Source organism: Nonomuraea endophytica, assembly GCF_014203235.1.
Classification (GTDB): Bacteria; Actinomycetota; Actinomycetes; order Streptosporangiales; family Streptosporangiaceae; genus Nonomuraea; species Nonomuraea endophytica.
In genome coordinates this window covers 247,928-268,011 of record NZ_JACHIN010000007.1, presented here as the reverse complement: position 1 = coordinate 268,011, position 20,084 = coordinate 247,928, and the positions used below count along the sequence as shown (strand labels likewise).

The 20,084-nt window shown below is 68.3% G+C and carries 24 protein-coding genes and 2 riboswitches; of the genes, 14 read left to right on the top strand and 10 right to left on the bottom strand.

The genetic code is table 11. The annotated features are described in order from the left end of the window. Window positions 1–48: 48 nt before the first annotated feature. Window positions 49–1,221 (bottom strand): erythromycin esterase family protein, encoded by a 1,173-nt coding sequence (locus HNR40_RS26340; protein WP_184965801.1) that lies wholly within the window; start codon window positions 1,219–1,221, stop codon window positions 49–51. Window positions 1,222–1,317: 96 nt separating this feature from the next. Here HNR40_RS26340 and HNR40_RS53745 point away from each other — a divergent pair, with 96 nt between their 5' ends. Continuing rightward, window positions 1,318–1,545 (top strand): hypothetical protein, encoded by a 228-nt coding sequence (locus HNR40_RS53745; RefSeq protein ID WP_221340835.1) that lies wholly within the window; start codon window positions 1,318–1,320, stop codon window positions 1,543–1,545. A gap of 48 nt (window positions 1,546–1,593) precedes the next feature. Next, window positions 1,594–2,817, top strand: a complete 1,224-nt coding sequence (locus tag HNR40_RS26335; RefSeq protein ID WP_312896514.1) for a GNAT family N-acetyltransferase — start codon at window positions 1,594–1,596, stop codon at window positions 2,815–2,817. A gap of 83 nt (window positions 2,818–2,900) precedes the next feature. On the opposite strand, the gene HNR40_RS26330 is transcribed toward HNR40_RS26335, so the two are convergent. Continuing rightward, window positions 2,901–4,094, bottom strand: coding sequence for an amino acid deaminase/aldolase (locus HNR40_RS26330; protein ID WP_184965799.1), 1,194 nt, complete (start codon window positions 4,092–4,094; stop codon window positions 2,901–2,903). A gap of 123 nt (window positions 4,095–4,217) precedes the next feature. Here HNR40_RS26330 and HNR40_RS26325 point away from each other — a divergent pair, with 123 nt between their 5' ends. Beyond that, the gene (locus tag HNR40_RS26325; protein WP_184965797.1) at window positions 4,218–4,820 is read left to right on the top strand and encodes a DUF6286 domain-containing protein; all 603 of its coding nucleotides are present in this window, start codon (window positions 4,218–4,220) and stop codon (window positions 4,818–4,820) included. Beyond that, window positions 4,820–5,320 carry a hypothetical protein gene (locus HNR40_RS26320; RefSeq protein ID WP_184965795.1) on the top strand — a complete coding sequence of 167 codons (501 nt, stop codon included), beginning with the start codon at window positions 4,820–4,822 and terminating at the stop codon, window positions 5,318–5,320. Before HNR40_RS26325 ends, HNR40_RS26320 begins: the two co-directional genes overlap by 1 nt. Before the next feature lie 192 nt (window positions 5,321–5,512). On the opposite strand, the gene HNR40_RS26315 is transcribed toward HNR40_RS26320, so the two are convergent. Beyond that, a complete protein-coding gene (locus HNR40_RS26315) occupies window positions 5,513–6,106 on the bottom strand; it encodes a TetR/AcrR family transcriptional regulator (RefSeq protein WP_184965793.1) in 594 nt (197 codons plus the stop codon). A gap of 66 nt (window positions 6,107–6,172) precedes the next feature. Here HNR40_RS26315 and HNR40_RS26310 point away from each other — a divergent pair, with 66 nt between their 5' ends. Further along, the gene (locus HNR40_RS26310; protein ID WP_184965791.1) at window positions 6,173–6,580 is read left to right on the top strand and encodes a VOC family protein; all 408 of its coding nucleotides are present in this window, start codon (window positions 6,173–6,175) and stop codon (window positions 6,578–6,580) included. Window positions 6,581–6,796: 216 nt separating this feature from the next. Here HNR40_RS26310 and HNR40_RS54970 read toward each other — a convergent pair whose 3' ends face one another. Both HNR40_RS54970 and HNR40_RS26300 read right to left on the bottom strand, forming a co-directional pair. Continuing rightward, window positions 6,797–9,223, bottom strand: a complete 2,427-nt coding sequence (locus HNR40_RS54970) for a PKD domain-containing protein (protein ID WP_184965789.1) — start codon at window positions 9,221–9,223, stop codon at window positions 6,797–6,799. A 60-nt stretch (window positions 9,224–9,283) separates the two neighbouring features. Continuing rightward, window positions 9,284–9,580, bottom strand: coding sequence for a winged helix-turn-helix transcriptional regulator (locus HNR40_RS26300; RefSeq protein ID WP_312896513.1), 297 nt, complete (start codon window positions 9,578–9,580; stop codon window positions 9,284–9,286). A 189-nt stretch (window positions 9,581–9,769) separates the two neighbouring features. Between HNR40_RS26300 and HNR40_RS26295 the strand changes: the two genes are divergently transcribed. From HNR40_RS26295 to HNR40_RS26255, 9 genes are all read left to right on the top strand, one after another. Further along, a complete protein-coding gene (locus HNR40_RS26295) occupies window positions 9,770–10,585 on the top strand; it encodes an SDR family NAD(P)-dependent oxidoreductase (RefSeq protein ID WP_184965785.1) in 816 nt (271 codons plus the stop codon). A 345-nt stretch (window positions 10,586–10,930) separates the two neighbouring features. Continuing rightward, a complete protein-coding gene (locus HNR40_RS26290; protein ID WP_184965783.1) occupies window positions 10,931–11,308 on the top strand; it encodes a hypothetical protein in 378 nt (125 codons plus the stop codon). Continuing rightward, complete coding sequence (locus HNR40_RS26285) at window positions 11,308–11,823, top strand: DUF6879 family protein (protein WP_184965781.1); 516 nt, start codon at window positions 11,308–11,310, stop codon at window positions 11,821–11,823. The genes HNR40_RS26290 and HNR40_RS26285 overlap by 1 nt, the downstream gene beginning before the upstream one ends. Before the next feature lie 10 nt (window positions 11,824–11,833). After that, window positions 11,834–12,682: a helix-turn-helix domain-containing protein gene (locus HNR40_RS26280; RefSeq protein ID WP_221340834.1), complete on the top strand. Its 849-nt coding sequence runs from the start codon at window positions 11,834–11,836 to the stop codon at window positions 12,680–12,682. Between the two features lie 147 nt (window positions 12,683–12,829). Continuing rightward, on the top strand, window positions 12,830–13,183 hold the full coding sequence (locus tag HNR40_RS26275; protein ID WP_184965777.1) for a hypothetical protein: 354 nt from the start codon (window positions 12,830–12,832) through the stop codon (window positions 13,181–13,183). Then, complete coding sequence (locus HNR40_RS26270; RefSeq protein ID WP_184965775.1) at window positions 13,180–13,461, top strand: hypothetical protein; 282 nt, start codon at window positions 13,180–13,182, stop codon at window positions 13,459–13,461. Before HNR40_RS26275 ends, HNR40_RS26270 begins: the two co-directional genes overlap by 4 nt. Window positions 13,462–13,628: 167 nt before the next feature. Continuing rightward, window positions 13,629–13,850, top strand: a complete 222-nt coding sequence (locus HNR40_RS26265; RefSeq protein ID WP_184965773.1) for a DUF397 domain-containing protein — start codon at window positions 13,629–13,631, stop codon at window positions 13,848–13,850. A 76-nt stretch (window positions 13,851–13,926) separates the two neighbouring features. Then, the gene (locus HNR40_RS26260; protein WP_184965771.1) at window positions 13,927–14,322 is read left to right on the top strand and encodes a hypothetical protein; all 396 of its coding nucleotides are present in this window, start codon (window positions 13,927–13,929) and stop codon (window positions 14,320–14,322) included. Between the two features lie 120 nt (window positions 14,323–14,442). Next, window positions 14,443–14,652: a hypothetical protein gene (locus HNR40_RS26255; protein ID WP_184965769.1), complete on the top strand. Its 210-nt coding sequence runs from the start codon at window positions 14,443–14,445 to the stop codon at window positions 14,650–14,652. A 220-nt stretch (window positions 14,653–14,872) separates the two neighbouring features. Here the strand turns inward: HNR40_RS26255 and HNR40_RS26250 are convergent, their stop codons facing one another. The 5 genes from HNR40_RS26250 to HNR40_RS26230 all read right to left on the bottom strand — a co-directional run bounded on the left by HNR40_RS26250 (window position 14,873) and on the right by HNR40_RS26230 (window position 19,957). Next, a complete protein-coding gene (locus HNR40_RS26250) occupies window positions 14,873–15,073 on the bottom strand; it encodes a hypothetical protein (RefSeq protein WP_184965767.1) in 201 nt (66 codons plus the stop codon). 236 nt (window positions 15,074–15,309) lie between these two features. After that, the gene (locus HNR40_RS26245) at window positions 15,310–16,686 is read right to left on the bottom strand and encodes an L-serine ammonia-lyase (protein WP_184965765.1); all 1,377 of its coding nucleotides are present in this window, start codon (window positions 16,684–16,686) and stop codon (window positions 15,310–15,312) included. Window positions 16,687–16,751: 65 nt separating this feature from the next. Further along, the gene (gcvH, locus tag HNR40_RS26240) at window positions 16,752–17,141 is read right to left on the bottom strand and encodes a glycine cleavage system protein GcvH (protein WP_184965763.1); all 390 of its coding nucleotides are present in this window, start codon (window positions 17,139–17,141) and stop codon (window positions 16,752–16,754) included. A 32-nt stretch (window positions 17,142–17,173) separates the two neighbouring features. Then, window positions 17,174–18,265, bottom strand: coding sequence for a glycine cleavage system aminomethyltransferase GcvT (gene gcvT / locus HNR40_RS26235; protein ID WP_184965761.1), 1,092 nt, complete (start codon window positions 18,263–18,265; stop codon window positions 17,174–17,176). Window positions 18,266–18,302: 37 nt separating this feature from the next. After that, window positions 18,303–18,397, bottom strand: a riboswitch (glycine riboswitch). Further along, a riboswitch (glycine riboswitch) is annotated at window positions 18,398–18,496 on the bottom strand. Between the two features lie 27 nt (window positions 18,497–18,523). Further along, complete coding sequence (locus HNR40_RS26230; protein ID WP_184965758.1) at window positions 18,524–19,957, bottom strand: cation:proton antiporter domain-containing protein; 1,434 nt, start codon at window positions 19,955–19,957, stop codon at window positions 18,524–18,526. Window positions 19,958–20,084 lie beyond the last annotated feature (127 nt).

Genomic DNA, 20,084 nt, shown 5'->3' with positions numbered 1-20,084 from the left:
TCGCGGGGCCGCTTCTGTCGCGGCCCTTCACCAGCGGAGCGGAGCCGATCAGGATTTCTCGACATCGGCGCGGTGGGCGACGTCGCTGAGGAAGACGATGCCGTCGATCAGGCCGAGGTGGGCCGGGTCCAGCGGGAAGTAGGCGAAGTCGTGCGAACTGCGCGTGCTCGGCCGGGTGAGGGCCTCGGCCAGGTGGCGGGCGTCGACGAGGATGCGGTCCCAGGGGAGCGCGGACAGGACGCCCTCCACGGAGTCCGGGGGCGGCACGTCGGTGTCGATGGTGCCGAGGGCCGTGGCCAGGAAGGTGTAGCCGTCGCCCAGGTGTGTCTCGGCGATCGCGCCCGCGCCGTACCACTCCAGCGTCTGGTCGCCGAAGCTCATCGTGGCTTTGTTGCGCTGCAGGTGGAGGTTGTGGCCGAAGATCAGGGCCGGGCCGAGATCGGCGATGGCGCGCAGGTTGTCCGCCATCATCGCGTCCCGCAGGCTCGACAGCCGGGTCCACCGCGCCGGGGACGCGTCGGCCATCCAGAAGTGGTAGCGCAGCAGGCCGGTGGCGGTGCGCCCGTACAGTCCCGCCATCTCCCTGTCCGCCACGCTCATCCCGGGCGCCTGCGTGTCGAGCAGCGCGACCAGGTCGTCGGCGATCAGCCGCAGCCGCTGCGCCTCGGCGGACCGGCCGATCGACTGGGCCGGATCCATGGCCGCGTCCTCGTTCGACCACCGCTCGTCCGAGCCGAGCAGCGTGTCGAGGGTTTCCCTGGTGCAGGGGAGCGGGTCGTCGAGGAGGTCGTAGAGTGCGGTGAGTGCCTGCCGCGGGCTCGCCGCCCAATACTCCAGCGGGCCGTCGAAGCCGAAGAACCGGATCTTTTGCTCATGCTCCTCGTTGTACGCCCGCATCCACCGCACGAGTTCGCGGTTTCCCGGGAAGGTGCCGAAGCCGTGGCTGAAGCCCCGCTCCATGACCTCGTCGAGGGTTCCGGTTCCCTTCGTCACGTAGTCGTCCACGATCAGACCCATGAGACAGTCGCTTTCGAGCGCGATCGATCGGTAACCCTCATGTTCGACCAGGTGCCGGAAGATCTCGTTGCGCACTGCTGGCAGCGCGTCCACCCGATGGGTGGCCTCACCCAGGCCGAGAAGCAGGGGCCGGGTAGGGAGAGACCGGAGGAAGGTGGAGATGGCCGCGCCGTCGAGGGGACGCGCTATGTCCTTGATGTCCATGACTTCAACGGTATCGTTGAACTTTCGCTTGAAACTTTGCCGTGGAAACGACGGCGTTAACCGCACGAGACCTTCAATCCACGAGGGAGGGGCCGGATGAACGGCAAGCCCACGTGCCCCCAGTGCCGGGGGAGCCGGGTGGAGTGGGTCGGCGGCATCCCGCTGGCCTGTCATCGCTGCGACAGCCGAGGATGGGACGACCTGGAGACGGCGTTGCTCCGCCTGTGCCGGTGTTGTCTGGGAAGTGGGGAAGTGGTCGCGGTGGACGAGGAACGCCGCGCTCTGGTGCAGGCCGCCTGCCCGGTGTGCGCTCGCTCGGAGTAGCGGAAACTCGATGGACGGACGGCGCCGGGCGATGTCATAGTCGCGGCCGTGAGCACGATCAACCCCGTCCCGCTGCCCGGTGGCCTGGAGCTACGTCAGGCGCGGCCCGCGGACCTCGACCAGATCAGCGCCCTGCTCGCCGAACGCGGCGAACCGGTCGACGCCGTGGACCACCGGCTGGTGGTGGAGGATCCGGAGGCCGGGTGGGAAGCCTGCGCCGTGGTCGCCGACGGGGACCGGATCGTCTCGACCGCCACGCTGCTCGATGAAAACGTTCGCATCGGCGGTGTGCGGCTGCCCGCCGGGCAGGTCGAGCTGGTCGCCACCGACCGCGCGTACGAGGGGCGCGGGCTGGTGCGCGCCCTCATGAAGTGGGCGCACGAACGTTCCGCCGCGCGCGGGCACGTCATCCAGACGATGATCGGGATCCCGTACTTCTACCGGCTGTTCGGCTACGAGTACGCCATCGACATTCCCCCGGCGCTGAGCGTGCGCGGCCTGCCGCAGGGCGAGGGCGCGCCCGCGCTCCGCCGGGCCGAGCCGTCCGACCTCCCCGCCCTCCAGGAGCTCCAGGACGCGACGCAGAGCCGGTTCGACGTCGCGATGCCGCACTCCGCGGCGTGCGCGCGGTGGCTGCTGGCCCACGACGGCTCCGGCACCTGGGTGCTGGAGCGGGACGGCGCGGTCGTCGCCTCGGGGCGTACCTCGCCGCCGGATGACGAGATCCTCCTCGCCGAGGCCGCCGCGCGCGACGAGGCGGCCGCCCGGGATCTGCTGCGCGGGGTCGCCGCGCTCGCGCCCGGCACTGAGCCGCGGGTCGTCCATCGAGCCGGTACGGTCACCGCGGCCGCCTGGCAGGAGTTCGTGAAGGACGAGCCACGCGAGCAGGCGGAGCAATACTACGTCCGGATCCCGGACGTCGCGGCGCTGCTCGACCGGCTGCGGCCGCTGCTCTGGCAGCGCCTCACCGAGGCCGGGGTGGATCATGCGGGGCGTGACGTGGTGCTCTCGACGTTCGGGGCGCACTACCGGATTCCGGTCGGGGCCGACGGCCTCGGCGAGGTCACGGCCGGTGGCCCGATGCAGGGACCGGGCGCGGTCGGCGGCGCGGGAGTGGCGCCGGACTACCTGCCCGCGCTGGTGTTCGGCCCGCACGGGATGGACGGGCTGACCCGCGTCAGGCCCGACGTCTACGCCGGTGAGGAAGAGCTGTTCCGGGCACTGTTCCCGCCGCTCACGGCGGACGTGCTCAGCTTCTACCTGCCTTACTAGAGGCTTCTACGCGCCCTGCCAGAGGCTTCTACCTGCCCTGCTAAGGCTTCTACGCGCCCTACCGGACGCTTCTACCTGCCCTGTTACAGGAAGGTGCGGCCTTCGCCTCGGTAGGTGGGGGCCCGGTCGACGAGCTCGTCGCCGTCGATCAGGTGCAGGGTGTCGAAACGTTCGCACAGCTCGCCCGCCTTGGCGTGACGGAACCAGACACGGTCGCCGATCCGCAGATCCTGGGCGGCCTGGCCGAGCAACGGGGTCTGGACCTCGCCCGCGCCCTCGTCGGCCGCGTAACGCAGCCCCGCCGGCAAGAACGGCTGCGGCAGGCGGCTGGGCCCCGCAGCTCCCGACGCGGGATAGCCGCCGCCGAGGACGGTCACGATGTCGGGGGCCGGACGGCGCACCACCGGCAGCGCGAACAGCGCGGCGGGACGGCCGGTGACGCCGCGGTAGAAGTCGAACAGCCTCGGATGGAAGAACCCGGACCCGGCCGCCACCTCGGTGACGGCCTTCTCGCGCACGGTTCTTTCCACGCTGCCGGTGCCGCCGCCGTTGACGAAGTCGAGGTCGGCGAGCTGACGGACCGCGTTGACGATACGGCCCCGCCGGATGATCAGCTCGCGGGCCGAACGGCTCTGCATGAGACGGACCAGACGGGTGTAGGCGGCGCTGCCCGGCGGGTCGTCGCCCACCCCGGCGATCTGGGCCTCATAGGCCATGAGGCCGCACAGTCTGAGGCCGGGGCGCTTGGTGATGGCGGCGGCGAGTTCGGCGGCCTGCTCGGGCTCGCGGATCGTGGAGCGCAGCGCTCCGGCCCGGAACTTCCCGTTCAGGGCGATGAACGCGGCGTCGATGTCGATACAAAGCCGGATCTCCTGCCGGGACGGCACCTCGGCCACCGCGTCCTCGACGAGGTCCAGGTGGCCGACGGAGTCCACGGTCAGCACGATCTCGCGGGCGGCCGCCGCGTCCGCCGCCAGGCGGGCCAGCGCCTGCCTGTGGGCGGTCGGGTAGGCCACGAGGATGTCCGTGAAACCCTTGCTCACCAGCCACAACGCCTCGGGCAGGGTGAAGGCCATGATGCCCTGGAAGCCGTCCATCGCCAGGATGCGTTCGAGCACCGGTCGCGATCGCACCGACTTGCTGGCCACCCTGATGGGCTTGCCGGCGGCCCGCCGTACCAGGTCCGCGGCGTTGGCGCGCAGGGCGGCCAGATCGAGGATCGCGAACGGTGGTTCGAGCGCGGCGGTGGCGCGGTCGTAGCGCTGACGGTCGTCCATGGCTGCAGCGTAACCGGACATGAGCATGATTCGCATTCCTCGGAAGTCCCGTAATGATCCGGCAAACCGGCGGCGGGGAGGGCGACGGGCGGCTATGAGAGCCGTGTACCCATGGTCGATGTGATGACCACGCTCCAGCAGCGGCTGCCGGGCGCAGCTTCCCTCGCCCAACCGGAGACTCCGCGCAAAAGGTTCACCCGGGCGCTCAAGCCCGCCCGCACCCCCGTCGGTGTGACGCTCGCGCTGGCGCTCGCGGCCGGACTCGGCCTGACCGCGGCCGAGCTGGTCGGGGCGCTGATGGGGACGCCGCTGGGGTGGATTCCGCTGGACCGGGTGCTCGCGGTGGCCGGCCGTACCTCGTGGTGGGAGATCTCCTTCGCCGCGCTCGTGCCGGTGATCGGTGGTGTGGGGTTGCTGGCGCTGGCGATCGTTCCGGGACGTTCACGATTGGTTCCGGTCGAGACCGCCGACCCGCTGATCGTCATCGGCATCACCCGCTCCGGGCTGCGCCGCACGCTGCGCGCGGTCGCCCAGGACGTCGACGGCGTCGCCCGCGCCCGCGTCCGGCTGCGCAAACGCGCGATCGAGGTGACCGTGACCACGGGATCTGAGAGCTCGGGCGCGATGCTCAGGCAGGTCGGCACCGCGGTGGGCGATCGGCTGTCCGGCCTCGGCGCGATCTGCGCGGGCGAGGTCGTGGTACGGCTGCGCACCAGGGGGCTGTGATGCGCCAGTACTCCGGCAACCGGATCGGCCTGGCCATCGTCGGCACGATCCTGCTCATCGCCGGCGCCTACGCCTACCTGCGCGGCCAGAACCTGCTGCCCGGCCTGGCACCGCGCGCGAAGGTGCTGCCCGACGCCGCCGCCGAGTCCATCGCCGCGCAGCCGTGGATGCTCTGGCTGCTGGCGCTGACCCTGCTCGTGCTGGCCTTGGTCTCGCTGCGGTGGTTCCTGCTCAGCCTGGGCTGGGGCCGCAGGGGCGCGCGCAGCGGGACGGGCACCGCGATGTTGTGCGTGGGCCTGAAGGACGTCGAGGGCCTGACCGGCGCCGCCGTCCGCGTGGTGGGCGACGCCGAGCGGCTCAACGTCCACCTGGCCTGCCCCTCATCGGCCGACGTCGGCACGATCGTGAACAAGCTGGACCGCGAGATCGTCGGCCGCATCCGCCGCGAGGTCTGCGAGGACGACCGCGGCACCGTGGTCCGCCTGCACGTCCGCCGCTAGGCACACCCCGCCTAGGCACATCCCACCTAGGCACATCCCACCTAGGCACACCCCGCCTGGGCACGCAGGCCTATGCCGCGCCGGGCGTATGTCGGGCTGGGCCTGTGTCGGGCTGGGCCTGTGTCGGGCCGGGTCTGTGTCGGGCTGGGCCGGGCTGGGCCTGTGTCGGGCTGGGCCTATGCCGGGCCGGGCCTATGCGCGTAGGGAGTCCAGCAGCCGGGCCAGGGCGGCCTGGGTGTCGGCCAGGTCGCGCGGCCCGCCCGCCGCGGCCAGCCAGAGCGCCGCCTCGTTCATCGCGCCGGACAGCAGGTGGGTCAGCGGCTCGACCGGCTGACGCGTGATGACGCCCAGCTCGACCAGCCCGGTGAGCGCCTCGCGCAGGTGGCGCGCCGAGTTGTCGGTGTCGAGCTGCCGCCACTGCGTCCATCCGAGTACGGCGGGCCCGTCCACCAGCATGATGCGCTGCAGAAGGGGATCGGTGCTGGCCGTCAGGAAAGCCTGACAGCCGGCGACCAACTGGTCCCAGGGCTCCTTCTCGGCGTCGGCCGCCGCGACGACCCGCTCGGCCACCTCCTGCTGCACCTGGTCGAGCACGGCGCGGAACAGCTCGGCCTTGCCGGCGAAGTGGTGGTAGAGGGCGCCCTTGGTCACCCCGGCGGCGGCGACGATCTCGGCCAGCCCGACCGCCGCGTACCCCTGGCCGGCGAACAGCCTCCTGCTCTCGCGCAGTAGCGTCGTGCGCGTTCGCTCACGTTGCTCGGCCCGGGTGCTCACATCGACCTCCATTTGACATGCCGACGGTATGCGAGCTAGTTTACTTCACATACCGATGGTATGCGAAAGGAATTCATCATGAACGTCAGCAGCTTCTACCCGGTCATCGGCAGCTCCCGGCTCGCCGAGTCGCGTGACTTCTACGTGCGCCTGTTCGGGTTCGAGATCACCTTCGAGGCCGACTGGTATGTCAGCCTGCGCCGGGGCGCCCATGAGCTGGCCCTGCTGAACTACGACCACCCCACGGTGCCCGCCGCGTACCGTAAGCCGGCCCAGGGTGTCCTGCTCAACGTCGAGGTGGACGACGTGGACGCCGAGTGGGAGCGCCTCGTGCTCACCGAAGGGCTCAAGCCCGAGCTGGAGATCAGGACCGAGGACTTCGGCCAGCGCCACTTCATCGTCGCCGACCCCAACGGCGTCCTGGTCGACGTGATCACCAACATCCCGCCGGCGGAGGAGTACGCCGGCGGCTACACCGCCGGATGACTGGCAAGTCTGGCGGGGGCGTCAGCGTAGGGGCCGGTCATGACGGGTACGTCATCCCTTCCCCGACATGGCGAGGAGAACGCGATGACCCCTGGTTGCGGCAACTGCGACTGCTCAGACATCCTGTCCACCGGCACTCCGCCGCGCTGGCAGATCGTGCGCGTCGAGTAGCCGCCCGCGATGCCCCCGCCCCGCGCTGAAGGGCGGGGGCAACAGCTACACGTTGATGCCGTTGAGCAGGCTCACCTGGAACGCGATCGCCGCGGGCGTGGCCGCGGGATCCAGGCGCACCGCCTCCGCCCTGGCCATGGCCGTGCCGAACGAGACGTCCGCGACCTGGTCGCCGTCGCCGTCCACGAGTTCGTCCAGCGTGTGGGCGCCGTCGGCGAAGTTCAGCCAGGCCGTCAGCAACTGGGCGTCGAGCTGACGACGCGGGCCGACACCCCTCGGAGTCAGCGCGGTGAACGCCCGATCCCTGGTCGAGACGTCCACGACCTCGGAGAACACCCTGCTCATGTGCTCCACCGTGCGCAGCAGGCAGCCCGCGGGCGGTCCACCGGGACCCATGCGCAGCGCCCAGAAGGCCAGCAGCCTCGGCCCGCCGCCGTCGCCGGTGACGACCAGCGTCGCCTCGTCCGCCGCCTGACCGCCGTCGTCGTCGGCCACCGTCACGCGCACGCCGTACACGCAAGGCCTGATCCACGTGTGGCGGGCGACGTCGCGCACGTCGCGCGGCCGCACGTCGGGGCTGGGGTCGGGGTCGGCGCCCGGCGGATCGATCAGGTACGCCGTGCTCGTGCTCTGCCCATCGCCCCAGGTCCAGGTGACGGTCAGGTCGTCGCTGCCGGGGTCGGCGCCGCGCACGGCCCATTCCGCCGCGACCCCGGCGCTGGCGACGCGCGTGTCAGGCCCCTCGATGACCGCGCTCGGCGCGAGGTTCGCGACGGTGACGACGGCCGTGTCCCTGCCCGTGCGGCCGCCCTGGTCGGTGACGGTCAGCGTGACCGTGAACGTGCCGTCGTCGCCGTAGACGTGCGTGGCCCGCTCGCCCGTGCCCGTGGTGCCGTCGCCGAAGTCCCAGGCATAGGTGAGCGTGCCCGTCCCCGTCGCACCGCCGGCGAAGGTGACCGCCGCGTTCTCCACTCCGGTGTACGGTCCCCCGGCCTCGGCCTTCGGAGCCAGTGCCCGCTCGACGCGTTCCCGGATCTCCACCGCGACCTCACCGGTGATCTCCGGCGGCGTCGGCGAATGGGCGCCGTCGGCGTAGTCGGCGTCGTCGCGGAAGTTGAAGTCGAGGTTGGCCCAGTCGTCGTGCCCGGTCAGCGTCTGTCCTGGGCTGGCGAAGCAGTCGTTGAAGCCGAGGTTGTTGATGTCGACGGGGATCCGCGTGGTGTCCTCGCTGTTGCTCTCGTTCCAGTCGAGCCAGCCGTTGGCCTGCGCGCTGCTCCAGCCGCCGGCGCCGCCGTCCGCGCTCCAGAACGTGAAGTCGGTCCCGCCGGCGCCGACGCCGTCGGACTCCAGCAGCGAGGTCTCCCTCAGCTCTAGCAGCGCCTGCCGGGAGTAGTCGAGCCGGTTCGGCCCCGCCACCTGCGGGATCAGCGTGGTCTGGAAGGCGTAGCCCATGACGCTGAGGTAGTTCGGCTTGCAGTTGGTGTCGTCGGCGCCGCCGTGGCGCAGGCCCAGGTTGTGGCCGAACTCGTGCATGAGCGTGCCCGCCTGCTCCCGGACGGTGCCGACGTGGTGGCCCGTGGCGTCCACGCCCCACGGCGCGCCGCCGAGCGTCACCAGAACGTCGTTGCCGTGGATCTCGGCCCGCCCCGACGAGGTGCCGCCGTCGCGCTCGTGCCCGAACAGCACGTAGTGGTAGACCCTGCGCTTGGCCTCGATGACCTCCGGCCGGGTCCGCTCGGCGGCCGTGCCGAACGCTGCGGCCTTGATCGTGTCGTACTCCGTCCACGTGGTCACGTCGTCCTCGTGGGCGAGCTCCTCGTCCTGGTCGATGTGCAGGGTGATACCGGTGCTGCCGTCCGGGTTGACCACCGGGGCGGCGGCGAACGCGGCCACGACGTCCTGGCCGGCCGCGGGCAGCAGGTCGTGCTGCCGCATGTGGTCGAGCTCCAGGTAGATGTCCTTGCGGCGGCGGTTGGCGCCGGTCAGCGTGAGGTCGGCGACGCCGTCGCCGTTCCCGTCGATGCCCGAGGTCTCCCATTCGTCGAGGATCCCGTCGAGGTCGGTGTCGCCGCTGACGGTGAGCCTCGTCGTGCACGTGGCCAGGATGGTCGCGCCGGTGTGCGACGAGGTGATCTCGATCGTGATGTCGTCGGTCGCGATGGGCGCCGCGCCGGTCGTGAGGTGCGTGTTCACGTTGACCCCGGTGCCGCCGCCCGCGTTCCTGGTGAGGAAGGTGTGGCGGGCGCCGTAGAAATCGTTCTCCAGCATCACCGCGGTGAACGTGGTCTCGGGATCGCCCGCCGTCGGATTGCGGAAGCTGAAGTCGAGTGCGAACGTTTCACCGGGCGCCAGGGTCAGGTGCCGCGCGCTGAACGCGCAGCCGGCCTCCGGCGCGGCGAGCGCCGCCCCGCTCCGGCCGGGATCCACCGCGAGGAGCCCCGCCGTCAGGAGCAGCACCATGGTCGTTTTCACGCCAGGGAAGATCACCCGGCGAAGATCATCAGAAACCCCGCATCATGGAATGATTCCAGCTCAACGCTCATATCGGGATCGCGACGCGTTGATCTCCGCCTCGTGGCGCACCGCCCAGTCGGCCAGGGCGGACACCGGTTCGAGCAGCGTCCTGCCCAGCGGTGTCAGGCTGTACTCGACACTGGGCGGCACCGTGGGAAACACCTCCCGGCGCACCAGCCCGTCCACCTCCAGCCCGCGCAGCGTGCGGGTCAGCATGCGCTGGCTGATGCCCTCGATCGAGCGGTGCAACTCGTTGTATCGATACGGGCGCTGCCCGAGCACCGCCACCAGCAACAGGCTCCACCGATCACCCATGCGCCGGAACACGTCACCGACCGGGCACCCCTCAAGCTCCGCCAGGGGCACCGGCCGAGGCAGGTCGTGAGCCTGGATGGAGGGGACACGCGTGTTCGTACCTGACATCAAACTGCCTTCTTCCGGCCTACGGCGCGCGCACCGCACGATGGTTTCTCGCCTCACACCACCCTACGAAGGAGAAACGCCGTGCCCAAGACCGTGATCATCAGTGGCGGCACCGACGGCATGGGCCGCGCGACCGCGCTGGAACGGCTCGCGCGCGGCGACCGCGTCACCGTGATAGGCAGCGACCCGGCGAAGGGCAAGGCACTGCTCGCCCAAGCCGCCAGCCCCGACCTGCGCTTTCTCCAGGCCGACCTCTCCTCGATCGCCGAGGTGGAACGCGCCGTCAAGCACCTGCACGACACCCACGACTCCGTGGACGCGCTCGCCCTGTTCGCCAACCGGGTCAGCCCGAAGCGACGGGAGAGCGCGGAGGGGCTGGAGTTCACCTTCTCCCTGTACTACCTGAGCCGCTACCTGCTCAGCCACCGCCTGATCCCGCTGCTCGACGCCGCCCCCACTCCCGTGATCATCAACGTGGCCGGAGTGGGCAACACGGCGGGCGGCATCGTCTGGGAAGACCCGCAGCTCACCCGCCGCTACGGCCAGATCCGCGCCCAGCTCCAGGCCGGCCGCGCCAACGACCTGCTGGGCGTCGCCTTCGCCAACAGCGCCGGCAGCAAGGCCCGCTACGTGCTCTACCACCCCGGCTTCACCCGCAGCGGCACCAGCCACCAGAATCCGCTGGTCAGAGCCACACTCAAACTCCTGGCCCGCCTCTTCGCCCGCCCCGTCCCCGACGCCGTCCGGCCGATCGTGGGCTGGATCGACCAGCCTCCCTCAGCGCCCCTCTCCGCCATCGACAGAGGACGAGAGGTCGCCCTGTCACTGAAGACGCTCAACCCGGCGGACGCGGCCCGCCTGGCCGCCTACACCGAGAACCTGCTCCAGAGCACTTGATGACCCTGCGTCAAAGGTCGAACAGAGTCGGCAGACCGTAGCTTCTTCCGGATGGGCAGCGCGGGTGAAACGTTCACCGCCACCGTGGCACTCCAACTCGTCGACAGCATGGAGGTCCGGACCAGGTCAGACAAGAGATATCGCCCCAGCTCACGGTCCACGTCGTGAGTCTGGGGCTTCCTGCTGTGTGTCGTAGTTCACGGTCATTCGTCGGCATTGTGCGGACCCGTGATGACGTCACGGTGAGGTGCCCACTCCCCAGCAAGGGTTGACGTTGCCGCGCCCCCGATTGAGGATCGATGTGCAAGTGCACTTCCTTGCTACACGAGCACTGGAGGCCGAACCATGCGGTTGACGTTCCTCGGCAAGAGCTCGGGTGGTGGGCAGAGTCCCACCCTCTACTCAACGGACCAAGGCAGCTACATCGTGCAGGGCTGGATCGTCACAGACAGCAGCATCCTTTCACGGCTTCACATGGCAGACGAAGAAACGTGCATCGAGATCCCCGCCGTCCTTATGGCCCATCTCGAAAAAGACGGGATAATCGGAGAGGTGACAAACATCGCGCCGCCAATCGTCTACGTCAAAGAGAACGGCAACTACGTCGTCCAAGGAAAGCGCGTCGACGATGCCGACACGCTCGCGCAGATGGACATCCCCGACCATGAGACGTGCGTGGAGCTGATCAAGGCACGCATCATCGCACTGGTCCAAGCAGACTGATGAAGCCAATTACCTACGAACAGTTCAAGGCGCTATTTCGTTCTCGCCGAAGGGCGTGGCATCTGGAACTCAGGGATGTCTATCGGGTTGAGAGCGAGGACATCCCCTTTGAGAAGTGGCTCAATGGGGAGCATGATAGCTTCGAGTGGCTTCAAGACTGGCTAGATCATATGCGAGCGGTTACGGGCGATGGCGTTTCGGTGGAGCGCCTGCGTATCGTTACCGAGCCGCACACCGACTACGTTCGCTGGGAGATGTCATTCAGCCATAGAAACATCGAGGCTGGAGAACAGATTCGCTACCTGCCACGAAGTGAAGTAGTAGACATGCGTTTTCCGCCGGAAGATTGCTGGCTGTTCGACGACGACACGTTGGTTCTCAGTCTGTTCAAGCCAGATGGTCGTTCAGCGGGCTTCGCCGTAGAGGATGACCAATCCCTGATCGCCCAGTACCAGTCTGTACGGGATAGCACCTGGTCACAGGGTATTTCGCATGCCAGTTACGCCGTCCAATAGGCTTCTCCCTGTGTCAACCCCTGCCCGCCAGGCTCGCCAAGCGCTTGGTGCACGCCTGCGAGAGATCCGAGAAGGTGCTGGCCTGTCGGGCCGGGGACTGGCCGGCCTGGCTGGCTGGCACTACACCAAAGTATCCAAGGTCGAAAACGCTGTTCTCAAGGCGCGAGAAGAAGACATCCGTACATGGTGTCGTCTCTGTGAGGCGGAGGACAAAGTCGCGGACCTCGTCGCTGCCACGCGTTCCATCGAAACAATGTTTGTGGAGTGGCGCAAGCAGCTAAGATCAGGAACCAAGAACCGTCAGAAGGAAAGCGTTCGCTTTGAAGCTGAAACTAGAGTTTTCCGCAGTTTTGAAGCCTGCCTGATTCCGGGACTTCTGCAAACAGCCGCATACGCTGAACAAGTGCTGCGTCAGTGGACTAATTTTCATGGCACCCCGGATGATGTAGAGGCTGGCGTTGCGGCGCGAATGGAGCGCCAGCAGATCCTCTATCACGGAGATCGTCGATTCCATCTGGTCATCTCCGAATCAGTGCTCACTCTCGGAGTGGTGGACCAGGAGGTTCTGATAGGGCAACTCGACCGCCTGCTAGCAATGACTGAATTGCCTCGGGTGCATATGGGAATCATCCCGACTCGCGCCAGCCATGAATATTTCCCGCTTCATGGGTTTTGGATACTCGACAGCCGTGAAGTGTTGATTGAAACCTACTCGGCAGAAGTAAAGCTAACCCAGCCACAAGAGATCGCAGTGTACGAGAAGGCATTCGAGCGGCTGGCTAGCTCAGCGGTCTATGGCAGGAGCGCTCGGAGGCTGATCAGTCGGGCATTGCAGGCTCTGGCGGGGCACGAGCAATAGTTGCAACTCCTTGCAACATGCTTGAGCCCGGCCCGTAGCCGCTCCTACCGTCGAAGCATGACCCCAACACGGAGACCATCCAGCAGACACGCGGCCCCGTTCACCTGCGAGGTCGCCTCCGACGTCTGGAGCAGGCGCAGGGCCTTCGTGGGGGATCTTGCGCCGGAGGAGCTTGAGGAGATCGGGCCGGACCCCGCCGCCGACCCGCCGTCGAGTTGGACGCGGGAGGAGTACGAAGACCGGCTGCTGCTGCGTGGCATCACCGACCGGCACTCCGCGCCCAGCATGGTCAGGCTCGGGGTTCAGGCTTACCTGACGCTTCTGGAAGAGCATGGCCTGTTGGAGAAGCGTCCCAACATCTCGGAAGTCACCGACGTGCTGACCATGTCAGCCCCCGACAGCCTTAACACTGTCGATCTCTTCGGGTCGCGCTCCCGAAATTTGCTGCCGGGCCAGCGCGTCGCGGCTCATGATGCGCTGGGGCGGGAGGCGACCCGATGAGACTCAAGATCCGATGGAAGCCGTACTTTTCCGATACCGAGTACGGGATGGTCGGGGAGATCAAGGCGTTTTCCGTTGTCTGCCACGGTTCCTCATTCACGCTCGACCCGAGACTGCCCGACGCCAAGGGCGTCACCCTGCCATCGGAGGAGTTCCGGGAAGTCGACGCAGCGAAGGTCCGCGCTGACGTGCTGCTAGAAGGGTTCCTGAAGGCGTTCCTGGCCGACACGCGGCAAGCCGAGCCCACCGCCGTTGGCGCCGGCAAGGAGGCGTCGTGAGAGCCGTTCTGCTGGCATCGGGGTAGCTGGCGCTCATAGCTCACGGCTGGTCCTGCCTGCCGTAGGACACCCAACCATCGTGTCGGGGACAGCCGTGAAGGTGGTCCTGCCTGCGAATGGGGGAACCACCGAATCCCTTCACCACATCGCTAGGAGGTCTGTTCAGCATGTCTGTGAACTTGTACGCGAACGAACTCGGTCCGCTTGACTTCCGCCGCATGTGCGGCGGCAACAACAACGAGGATGGCGAAGGCGAGTCCTGCGTCATGATCGCCGCGCTTGCGGGCGTAGACGACGCGTTCGCTCTGCGTGACTCCAAGAACCCGGATGCTGGGACGCTCCGCTTCACCGGTTCCGAGCTTCGCGCCGCCGGACTGACGACCATCTAGAACGCCGTCTGAGACGGCCCCTGCCCGCCTGAATCAGGCAGGGGCCATCCCATCATCCGACTGTACGGGGGAGTCCTTGGCACTGCTGCTGCACTGGCACGCCTACACCTGGAACGGCAACGGCCAAGACCTCCAACGTGAGGCAGAGCGCCGCCCGACGTCGCCGGACTTCTTCAGTTCTGCCTTGCCTCCAATGCGAACCGGTGAATGGCTGGCCAAACCCACATCTCGCATCGCCGAGACATTCGACGACATCGACAAGGCCCTTGAGTGGATGCGGTCGGAGTACGCGCCGGCCTCCCAACACGACCAGATCCCGCTGTCTCTGCGTATGGACCAGGCATACGACCTGCTGCCGCGCGGGGTCGATGTGGAGTGGTCCATATGGCTGCCCGGTGGCCGCTTCGTCAAGGTCGGCATGATCTGCTGCCCGAACCGGCATGTGAACCATCCATGCCCACATTCACGGTGACACCGGGTAGTCGCCAGCCAATACCTCGAGTAGGGCATCCCCCGAGACCAGTGGTTGTGGCGATCTAGGGCCACAAGATCGTGCTATCTTCCTGCGGCGACCGACAGATGTGGGGCAACGATGTTCACGTACGAGTTCGGTGTTGTCGAGTGGCTATGGGACACGAACGCCATCCGGGTCAACCTGCCCGAGGGCAACGAGCGCGTGTTCACCGGCAGCTACGACGAGGTGGTCGCGGTGCTCTCCGAACTCGGCAGCCGGGGCTGGGACGTCGCCGCATGCGCGGCTCAGAACAACTGGCTGTTCTGGACCATGCGACGCCAGCGCTGATCACCTCGACGCCCTCGTGCACGGTGATTGTGTACCAGATGGTGACGTCGTCGCTGACAAGGTTCAGCTCATAGGCGTTTGGAACGCCATCCATGGGTCGGCGAGCGCCGGTCGCGGTTCGCACAAGAGGGTGAAGATGGCGAGCTGGACAGGTCTGCGCAGGCCCTCAGGAGGGGCTTCGATCCGCTCCTACGCACGCTAGGGAAAGGCGATGCGCCGGTCAGTCACGGATGCCCCACTCGGCGGCCAGTTCATCGCGAGTGAACGTCCGCACCTGGCCTGGGTAGGCGGCGTTGTCCAGGATGGTGCGCATGGCCTGCTGGCGGCCTACTTCCCGGCGTAGTCGGCGGACCTCAGCCTTTCGGGCCTCATATTCGTGCCGAGGGATGGTGATGCCCTCGTCACGGCGATGCGCCGTCATTTCCGAACGCTACCTGCTCTGTCTGACATTCCTGAGCGAAATCAAGACCCATGAGCAACAGGCGTCTCCGGCGTCGAGGTGCCCCAGCCTTCGTGACCCCTCACCCTGGCGCAACAAAGGGACGCCAGCCATGCGGGGAGCGCGAGGGTTCTCCCCCGCCCGGGGTGTGGGGCAGAGCCCCACTGTCACAGCCTGAACCCCATGGCGCGAAGCGCCCACCAGTGAAGACCTTGCCCTTAGCATTCGATGACGTTGACGGCCAGGCCGCCGCGTGACGTCTCCTTGTACTTGTCCAGCATGTCCCGGCCCGTGTCCCGCATCGTCTTGATCGCCTTGTCCAGGCTGACGAAGTGGCGGCCGTCGCCGCGCAGGGCGATGCGGGCGGCGGTGATGGCCTTGATGCTGGCCACCGCGTTCCGTTCGATGCACGGGATCTGGACCAGGCCGCCGATCGGGTCACACGTCAACCCCAGGTTGTGCTCGATGCCGATTTCGGCCGCGTTCTCCACCTGTTCGGGGGTCCCGCCCAGGACCTCGGTCAGACCTGCGGCGGCCATCGAGCAGGCCGAGCCCACTTCACCCTGACAGCCCACCTCAGCGCCAGAGATCGACGCGTTCTCCTTGAACAGGACGCCGATCGCGGCCGCTGTCAGCATGAAGCGGACCACGCCCTCGTCGTTCGCCTGGGGGACGAAGCGCGTGTAGTACGTCAGAACCGCCGGGATGATGCCGGCAGCGCCGTTCGTCGGGGCGGTCACGATGCGGCCTCCGGCGGCGTTCTCCTCGTTGACGGCAAGGGCGAACAACGAGACCCAGTCCATCGTCTGGAGCGGGTCCTTCTCGGGCGATTCGCTGCACAGCTGGCGGTGGAGCTGGTGGGCGCGGCGGCGGACCTTCAGGCCGCCGGGCAGCATGCCTTCCTTGCTGATTCCCCGGCTCACGCACTCGGCCATAACCCGCCACAGGTTCAGGATGCCGTCGCGGATCTCCTGTTCGGTACGGCCGAAGGCCTTCTCGTTCTCCAGGATGAGCCCGGAGATGGACAGGCCCGTGTTGTGGCAGTGCTTCAGGAGCTCTTCGCCCGAGGCGAACGGGTACGGAACGACGGTATCGTCGGGCTTGATGCGGTCGGCTCCGGTGGCGTTCTCGTCGACGACGAAGCCGCCGCCCACCGAGAAGTACACCTTTTCGCGGAGTTTCTCCCCGTCGGCGGCGAAGGCGGTGAAGCGCATGCCGTTGGGGTGCTCGGGCAGGCTGATCTTGCGTTCGAAGATCAGGTCCTCGCCGACGACGAACGGGATCTCGCGCTCGCCATACAGCCGGACGGTTCCGGCGGCGCGCATGGCGGCGAGGCGTTCGTCGACGGTGTCGACGTCGACGAGTTCGGGCTTCTCGCCGGACAGGCCGAGGAGCACGGCCTTGTCACTGCCGTGGCCCTTGCCGGTCAGGCCGAGGGAGCCGTAGAGGATGGCTTCGACCCGCGCGGTGCGCTCCACGAGGCCGTCTTCGTGAAGGCCGCGGGCGAACTTGTGCGCGGCTGCCATCGGGCCGCCGGTGTGCGAGCTCGACGGGCCGATTCCGATCTTGAAAAGGTCGAAGACGCTGATCGCCATTGATGCGTCCTTCCGCAACAGGGGGGAGGGCGGTGCCGGGGCCCATGCCGGGCCCCGGCGGTTGGTCAGGAGTCGCCGGAGGTGAGTGCTCCGTACTCCTCGGCGGTGAGGAGGTCCTCCGGGTCGCCTTCGAGGCGCACCCGGAACATCCAGCCCTCGCCGTAAGGGTCGTTGTTGACCAGCGACGGGTCGTCCACGACGGCCTGGTTCACCTCGGTGACCTCGCCGCCGACCGGGGCGTAGATCTCGCTCACCGACTTGGTCGACTCGACCTCGCCGATGGAGTCGCCCGCCTCGACGGTCGAGCCCGCCTCGGGAAGCTGCACGAAGACGACGTCACCCAGGGCCTCGGCCGCGAAGGCCGTGATGCCGACGGTCACGGTCCGGCCGTCGTCGAGACCGGCCACCCATTCGTGCTCCTTGGTGTAGCTCAGCTCGTCAGGGATGCTGCTCACTTACGTCCTCCTGCTAGTTACTGCGCTTGTATTCACGAATGGGCGCTGCGCTTGTAGAAGGGCAATGCGACGAGGTCCATGCCCTCCTGGCTGCCCCGGATGTCCACGGCCACGCCTTCGGTGACACCAGTGTCCACGTAGGCCATCGCGATGGGCTTACCCAGGGTCTGGGATGGGGCCCCGCTGGTGACCTCGCCGACCACGGCGCCGTCCTTGGTCACCGGGTACCCGTGGCGGGGGACCCGGCGCCCGTGCGCGACCAGTCCGACGAGGCGCCGCCGGGGCGGGTCGTCCTTGACCGCTTCCAGCGCCGCCCTGCCGACGAAGTCGCCGGGCTTGTCGAATTTCACCACCCGGCCCAGGCCCGCGTCGAACGGCGTGAGCGCGGTGGACAGTTCGTTGCCGTAGAGCGGCATGCCGGCTTCGAGGCGCAGCGTGTCGCGCGAGGACAGTCCCGCCGGAATCAGCCCGTACGGCTCGCCCGCCTTGACCAGCTCCTGCCACAACGGCGCCGCGTCCTCGTTGGCGATGAACAGCTCGAAGCCGTCCTCGCCGGTGTAGCCGGTGCGGGCGATGAGCGCCTGGGCCCCGGCGACGACGCCGGGCAGCCCGGCGTAGTACTTGAGTCCGGGCAGGTCGGCGTCGGTGAGCGAGGAGAGGATCTCCTGGGCGCGCGGGCCCTGTACGGCGATGAGCGCCCACTGCTCGGACTGGTCGTCCACGACGGCGTCGAACCCGGCGGCGCGCGCGGCCAGCTCGCGGGCCACGAGGAGGTAGTTGGAGGCGTTGGCCACGACCATGAAACGTTCGTCGGCGAGCCGGTAGACGATCAGGTCGTCCAGGACTCCGCCGTCCTCCCCGACGATCATCGTGTAGCGGGCCCGTCCGGGCGCCAGCGCCGACAGGTGGCCGACGAGCGCGTAGTCGAGGGCCTGGCCCGCCTGGGGACCGGTCAGGAAGATCTCGCCCATGTGCGAGAGGTCGAACAGTCCGGCGGCGGTGCGCACGGCGTTGTGCTCGGCGGACTCGCTGCCGTAGCGCAGCGGCATCAGCCAGCCGGCGAAGTCGGTCAGCGTCGCGCCGAGACTCTCATGAACGTCTCGCAGCGGTGTCGGTCGTGACATTGGTCTTCGCACCTCAGGGCAGGGTCGGATGCCAGCATCCTCCCCCTCTGTCATCGATGCCTGAGAGCTTCGCCCGGGTTTTGCCGGACTTTCACCTTCGGCGAGGCCCGGAGGCCTGCTTTCCAGAGGCACCTCGCCCGAGCGGTCCTTTGCCTTGAGAGGTTCGCGGGGAGGGCTTGCTCCTTCAGGGGCTCTGACCGGATTGTCAGAACGCTCTCCCGCACGGGTTCACCGGTGTCTCCAACCAGCCTAGTGCCGTCACGGGGGTGTTGTCGCGTGTGGATCGCGCAGATCGATCTCTTCCGTCAGCTTGTGCAGGGTTGTGGCGCCGATGCGGCCATCGGTGTACATCTGGCCGAGCGTCTCGCGCTGCGCCCTGGCGAGCTCGTCGCGCAGTTCGTGCGGGGCGCCGGCGTTCGCCTCGACCGTGAGCAACTGCCGCTGCGCCCACAGCGTGCCGGTGTCGAGCCGGTGGGAGATCTGGTCGAGCCTGCGCATCGCCGCCGCGGCCGCCGCCTGCCGCGCCCGCGCCTCCTCCTCGGGTGCTTGCACACCCGCAGTCTCCGGTACGGCGGCGCGGCACGTGAGCAGGGCGAACCCGCTGACCAGCACCACCGAGGCGGCGGCGAAGATCAACGCGTCCTGGGCGGGCAGCGCCGGGATGGCCAGTGCGATGGCCAGCGTCGAGGCCCCTCGGGTGCCGCCCAGCGTGAGGGCCCGGACGTTGTGCCGGTCGACGGCCAGCGCGAACGCCAGCCGTACCAGCAAAGTCGCGCCCAGCAGTGCCGCGGTGACCAGCAGGACCTTCGCGATCGGAAGGCCCGAGTGCGAGCCGCCCAGATCGCGCAGCTGGAGCCCCAGCAGGACCGCGAGCGTCCCGCCGAGCAGGAACGTCAGCACCTGCCAGGTGATCCGCTCGGTGGCCCGCGCCGGGGTGTGGAAGAGGCGGCCGCGCGCCCCGACGTAGAAGCCGGCGGCGGTGACGGCGAGCGGGCCGGACAGGCCGAGCTTGCTCGCGCTGATCTCGGCGACGAACGGCGTGGCCAGCGAGAGCACGATCAGCGTCCCGGAGTCGGCGAGGCGGCGGCGCAGCTGCACGACGAGCCAGCCGAGCGCGAGGCCCGCCAGTGCGCCGCCGGCGATGGCCCCGGCCAGTTGCAGCGCGGCCACGGAGACGGTCTCGGGGCGTTTGAGCTGCTCAAGCCCGATGGCGAGCAGCACGACCGCGACGCCCTCGTTGATCAGGCTCTCGCCGCGCAGCACGGTGAGCACCCGCTCCGGCGCGCCGAGCCGGTCGAGGACGAGTGCCTGGGTGGGCGCGAAGGCGGCGCCGACGGTCAGCGCGGCGCCCCACGGCAGGCCGGGGAGCAGCAGATGGGCCACGAGGGTGACGGCGCCCGCGGTGGCGAGGGTGAGACCGACGCCGAGGAGCATGATCGGCCGCCAGGCGGCGCGCGACTCGCGGGGCGCGCTGCGGGTGGTGGCGTGGTGGTAGAGCAGGGGCGGGATGAGCACGGTCAGCACGACGTACGGGTCCATCGACACGACCGGCACCCAGGGCAGGACTCCCACGAGCATGCCGAGCAGGACCAGGAACGGCAGGGGCGGCAGCCTCCACCTCGTGCTGAGAAAACGGGTCAGCACGATCGAGACGGCGACGAGCGCGGCGATGATCACCAGGTCGCTGGACAAAAGCTCGGGCTCCCTCCTGAGGGGGATCGGATCCGGACAACGGTGGCGAGCCTATGGGTGATATGTCCGGATCGGGCCGAGCTTGGTGCGTGAGGTGATCAGTGTTTGCCGAGAGGTTCAGGGGTCC

Coding starts and splice junctions, on each gene's coding strand:
- HNR40_RS26340 (WP_184965801.1), bottom strand. CDS start 1,221: ATGGACATCAAGGACATAGCGCGTCCCCTCGACGGCGCGGCCATCTCC.
- HNR40_RS53745 (WP_221340835.1), top strand. CDS start 1,318: ATGAACGGCAAGCCCACGTGCCCCCAGTGCCGGGGGAGCCGGGTGGAG.
- HNR40_RS26330 (WP_184965799.1), bottom strand. CDS start 4,094: ATGGACGACCGTCAGCGCTACGACCGCGCCACCGCCGCGCTCGAACCA.
- HNR40_RS26325 (WP_184965797.1), top strand. CDS start 4,218: ATGACCACGCTCCAGCAGCGGCTGCCGGGCGCAGCTTCCCTCGCCCAA.
- HNR40_RS26320 (WP_184965795.1), top strand. CDS start 4,820: ATGCGCCAGTACTCCGGCAACCGGATCGGCCTGGCCATCGTCGGCACG.
- HNR40_RS26315 (WP_184965793.1), bottom strand. CDS start 6,106: ATGGAGGTCGATGTGAGCACCCGGGCCGAGCAACGTGAGCGAACGCGC.
- HNR40_RS26310 (WP_184965791.1), top strand. CDS start 6,173: ATGAACGTCAGCAGCTTCTACCCGGTCATCGGCAGCTCCCGGCTCGCC.
- HNR40_RS26300 (WP_312896513.1), bottom strand. CDS start 9,580: ATGGGTGATCGGTGGAGCCTGTTGCTGGTGGCGGTGCTCGGGCAGCGC.
- HNR40_RS26290 (WP_184965783.1), top strand. CDS start 10,931: ATGCGGTTGACGTTCCTCGGCAAGAGCTCGGGTGGTGGGCAGAGTCCC.
- HNR40_RS26285 (WP_184965781.1), top strand. CDS start 11,308: ATGAAGCCAATTACCTACGAACAGTTCAAGGCGCTATTTCGTTCTCGC.
- HNR40_RS26270 (WP_184965775.1), top strand. CDS start 13,180: ATGAGACTCAAGATCCGATGGAAGCCGTACTTTTCCGATACCGAGTAC.
- HNR40_RS26265 (WP_184965773.1), top strand. CDS start 13,629: ATGTCTGTGAACTTGTACGCGAACGAACTCGGTCCGCTTGACTTCCGC.
- HNR40_RS26255 (WP_184965769.1), top strand. CDS start 14,443: ATGTTCACGTACGAGTTCGGTGTTGTCGAGTGGCTATGGGACACGAAC.
- HNR40_RS26250 (WP_184965767.1), bottom strand. CDS start 15,073: ATGACGGCGCATCGCCGTGACGAGGGCATCACCATCCCTCGGCACGAA.
- HNR40_RS26245 (WP_184965765.1), bottom strand. CDS start 16,686: ATGGCGATCAGCGTCTTCGACCTTTTCAAGATCGGAATCGGCCCGTCG.
- gcvT (WP_184965761.1), bottom strand. CDS start 18,265: ATGTCACGACCGACACCGCTGCGAGACGTTCATGAGAGTCTCGGCGCG.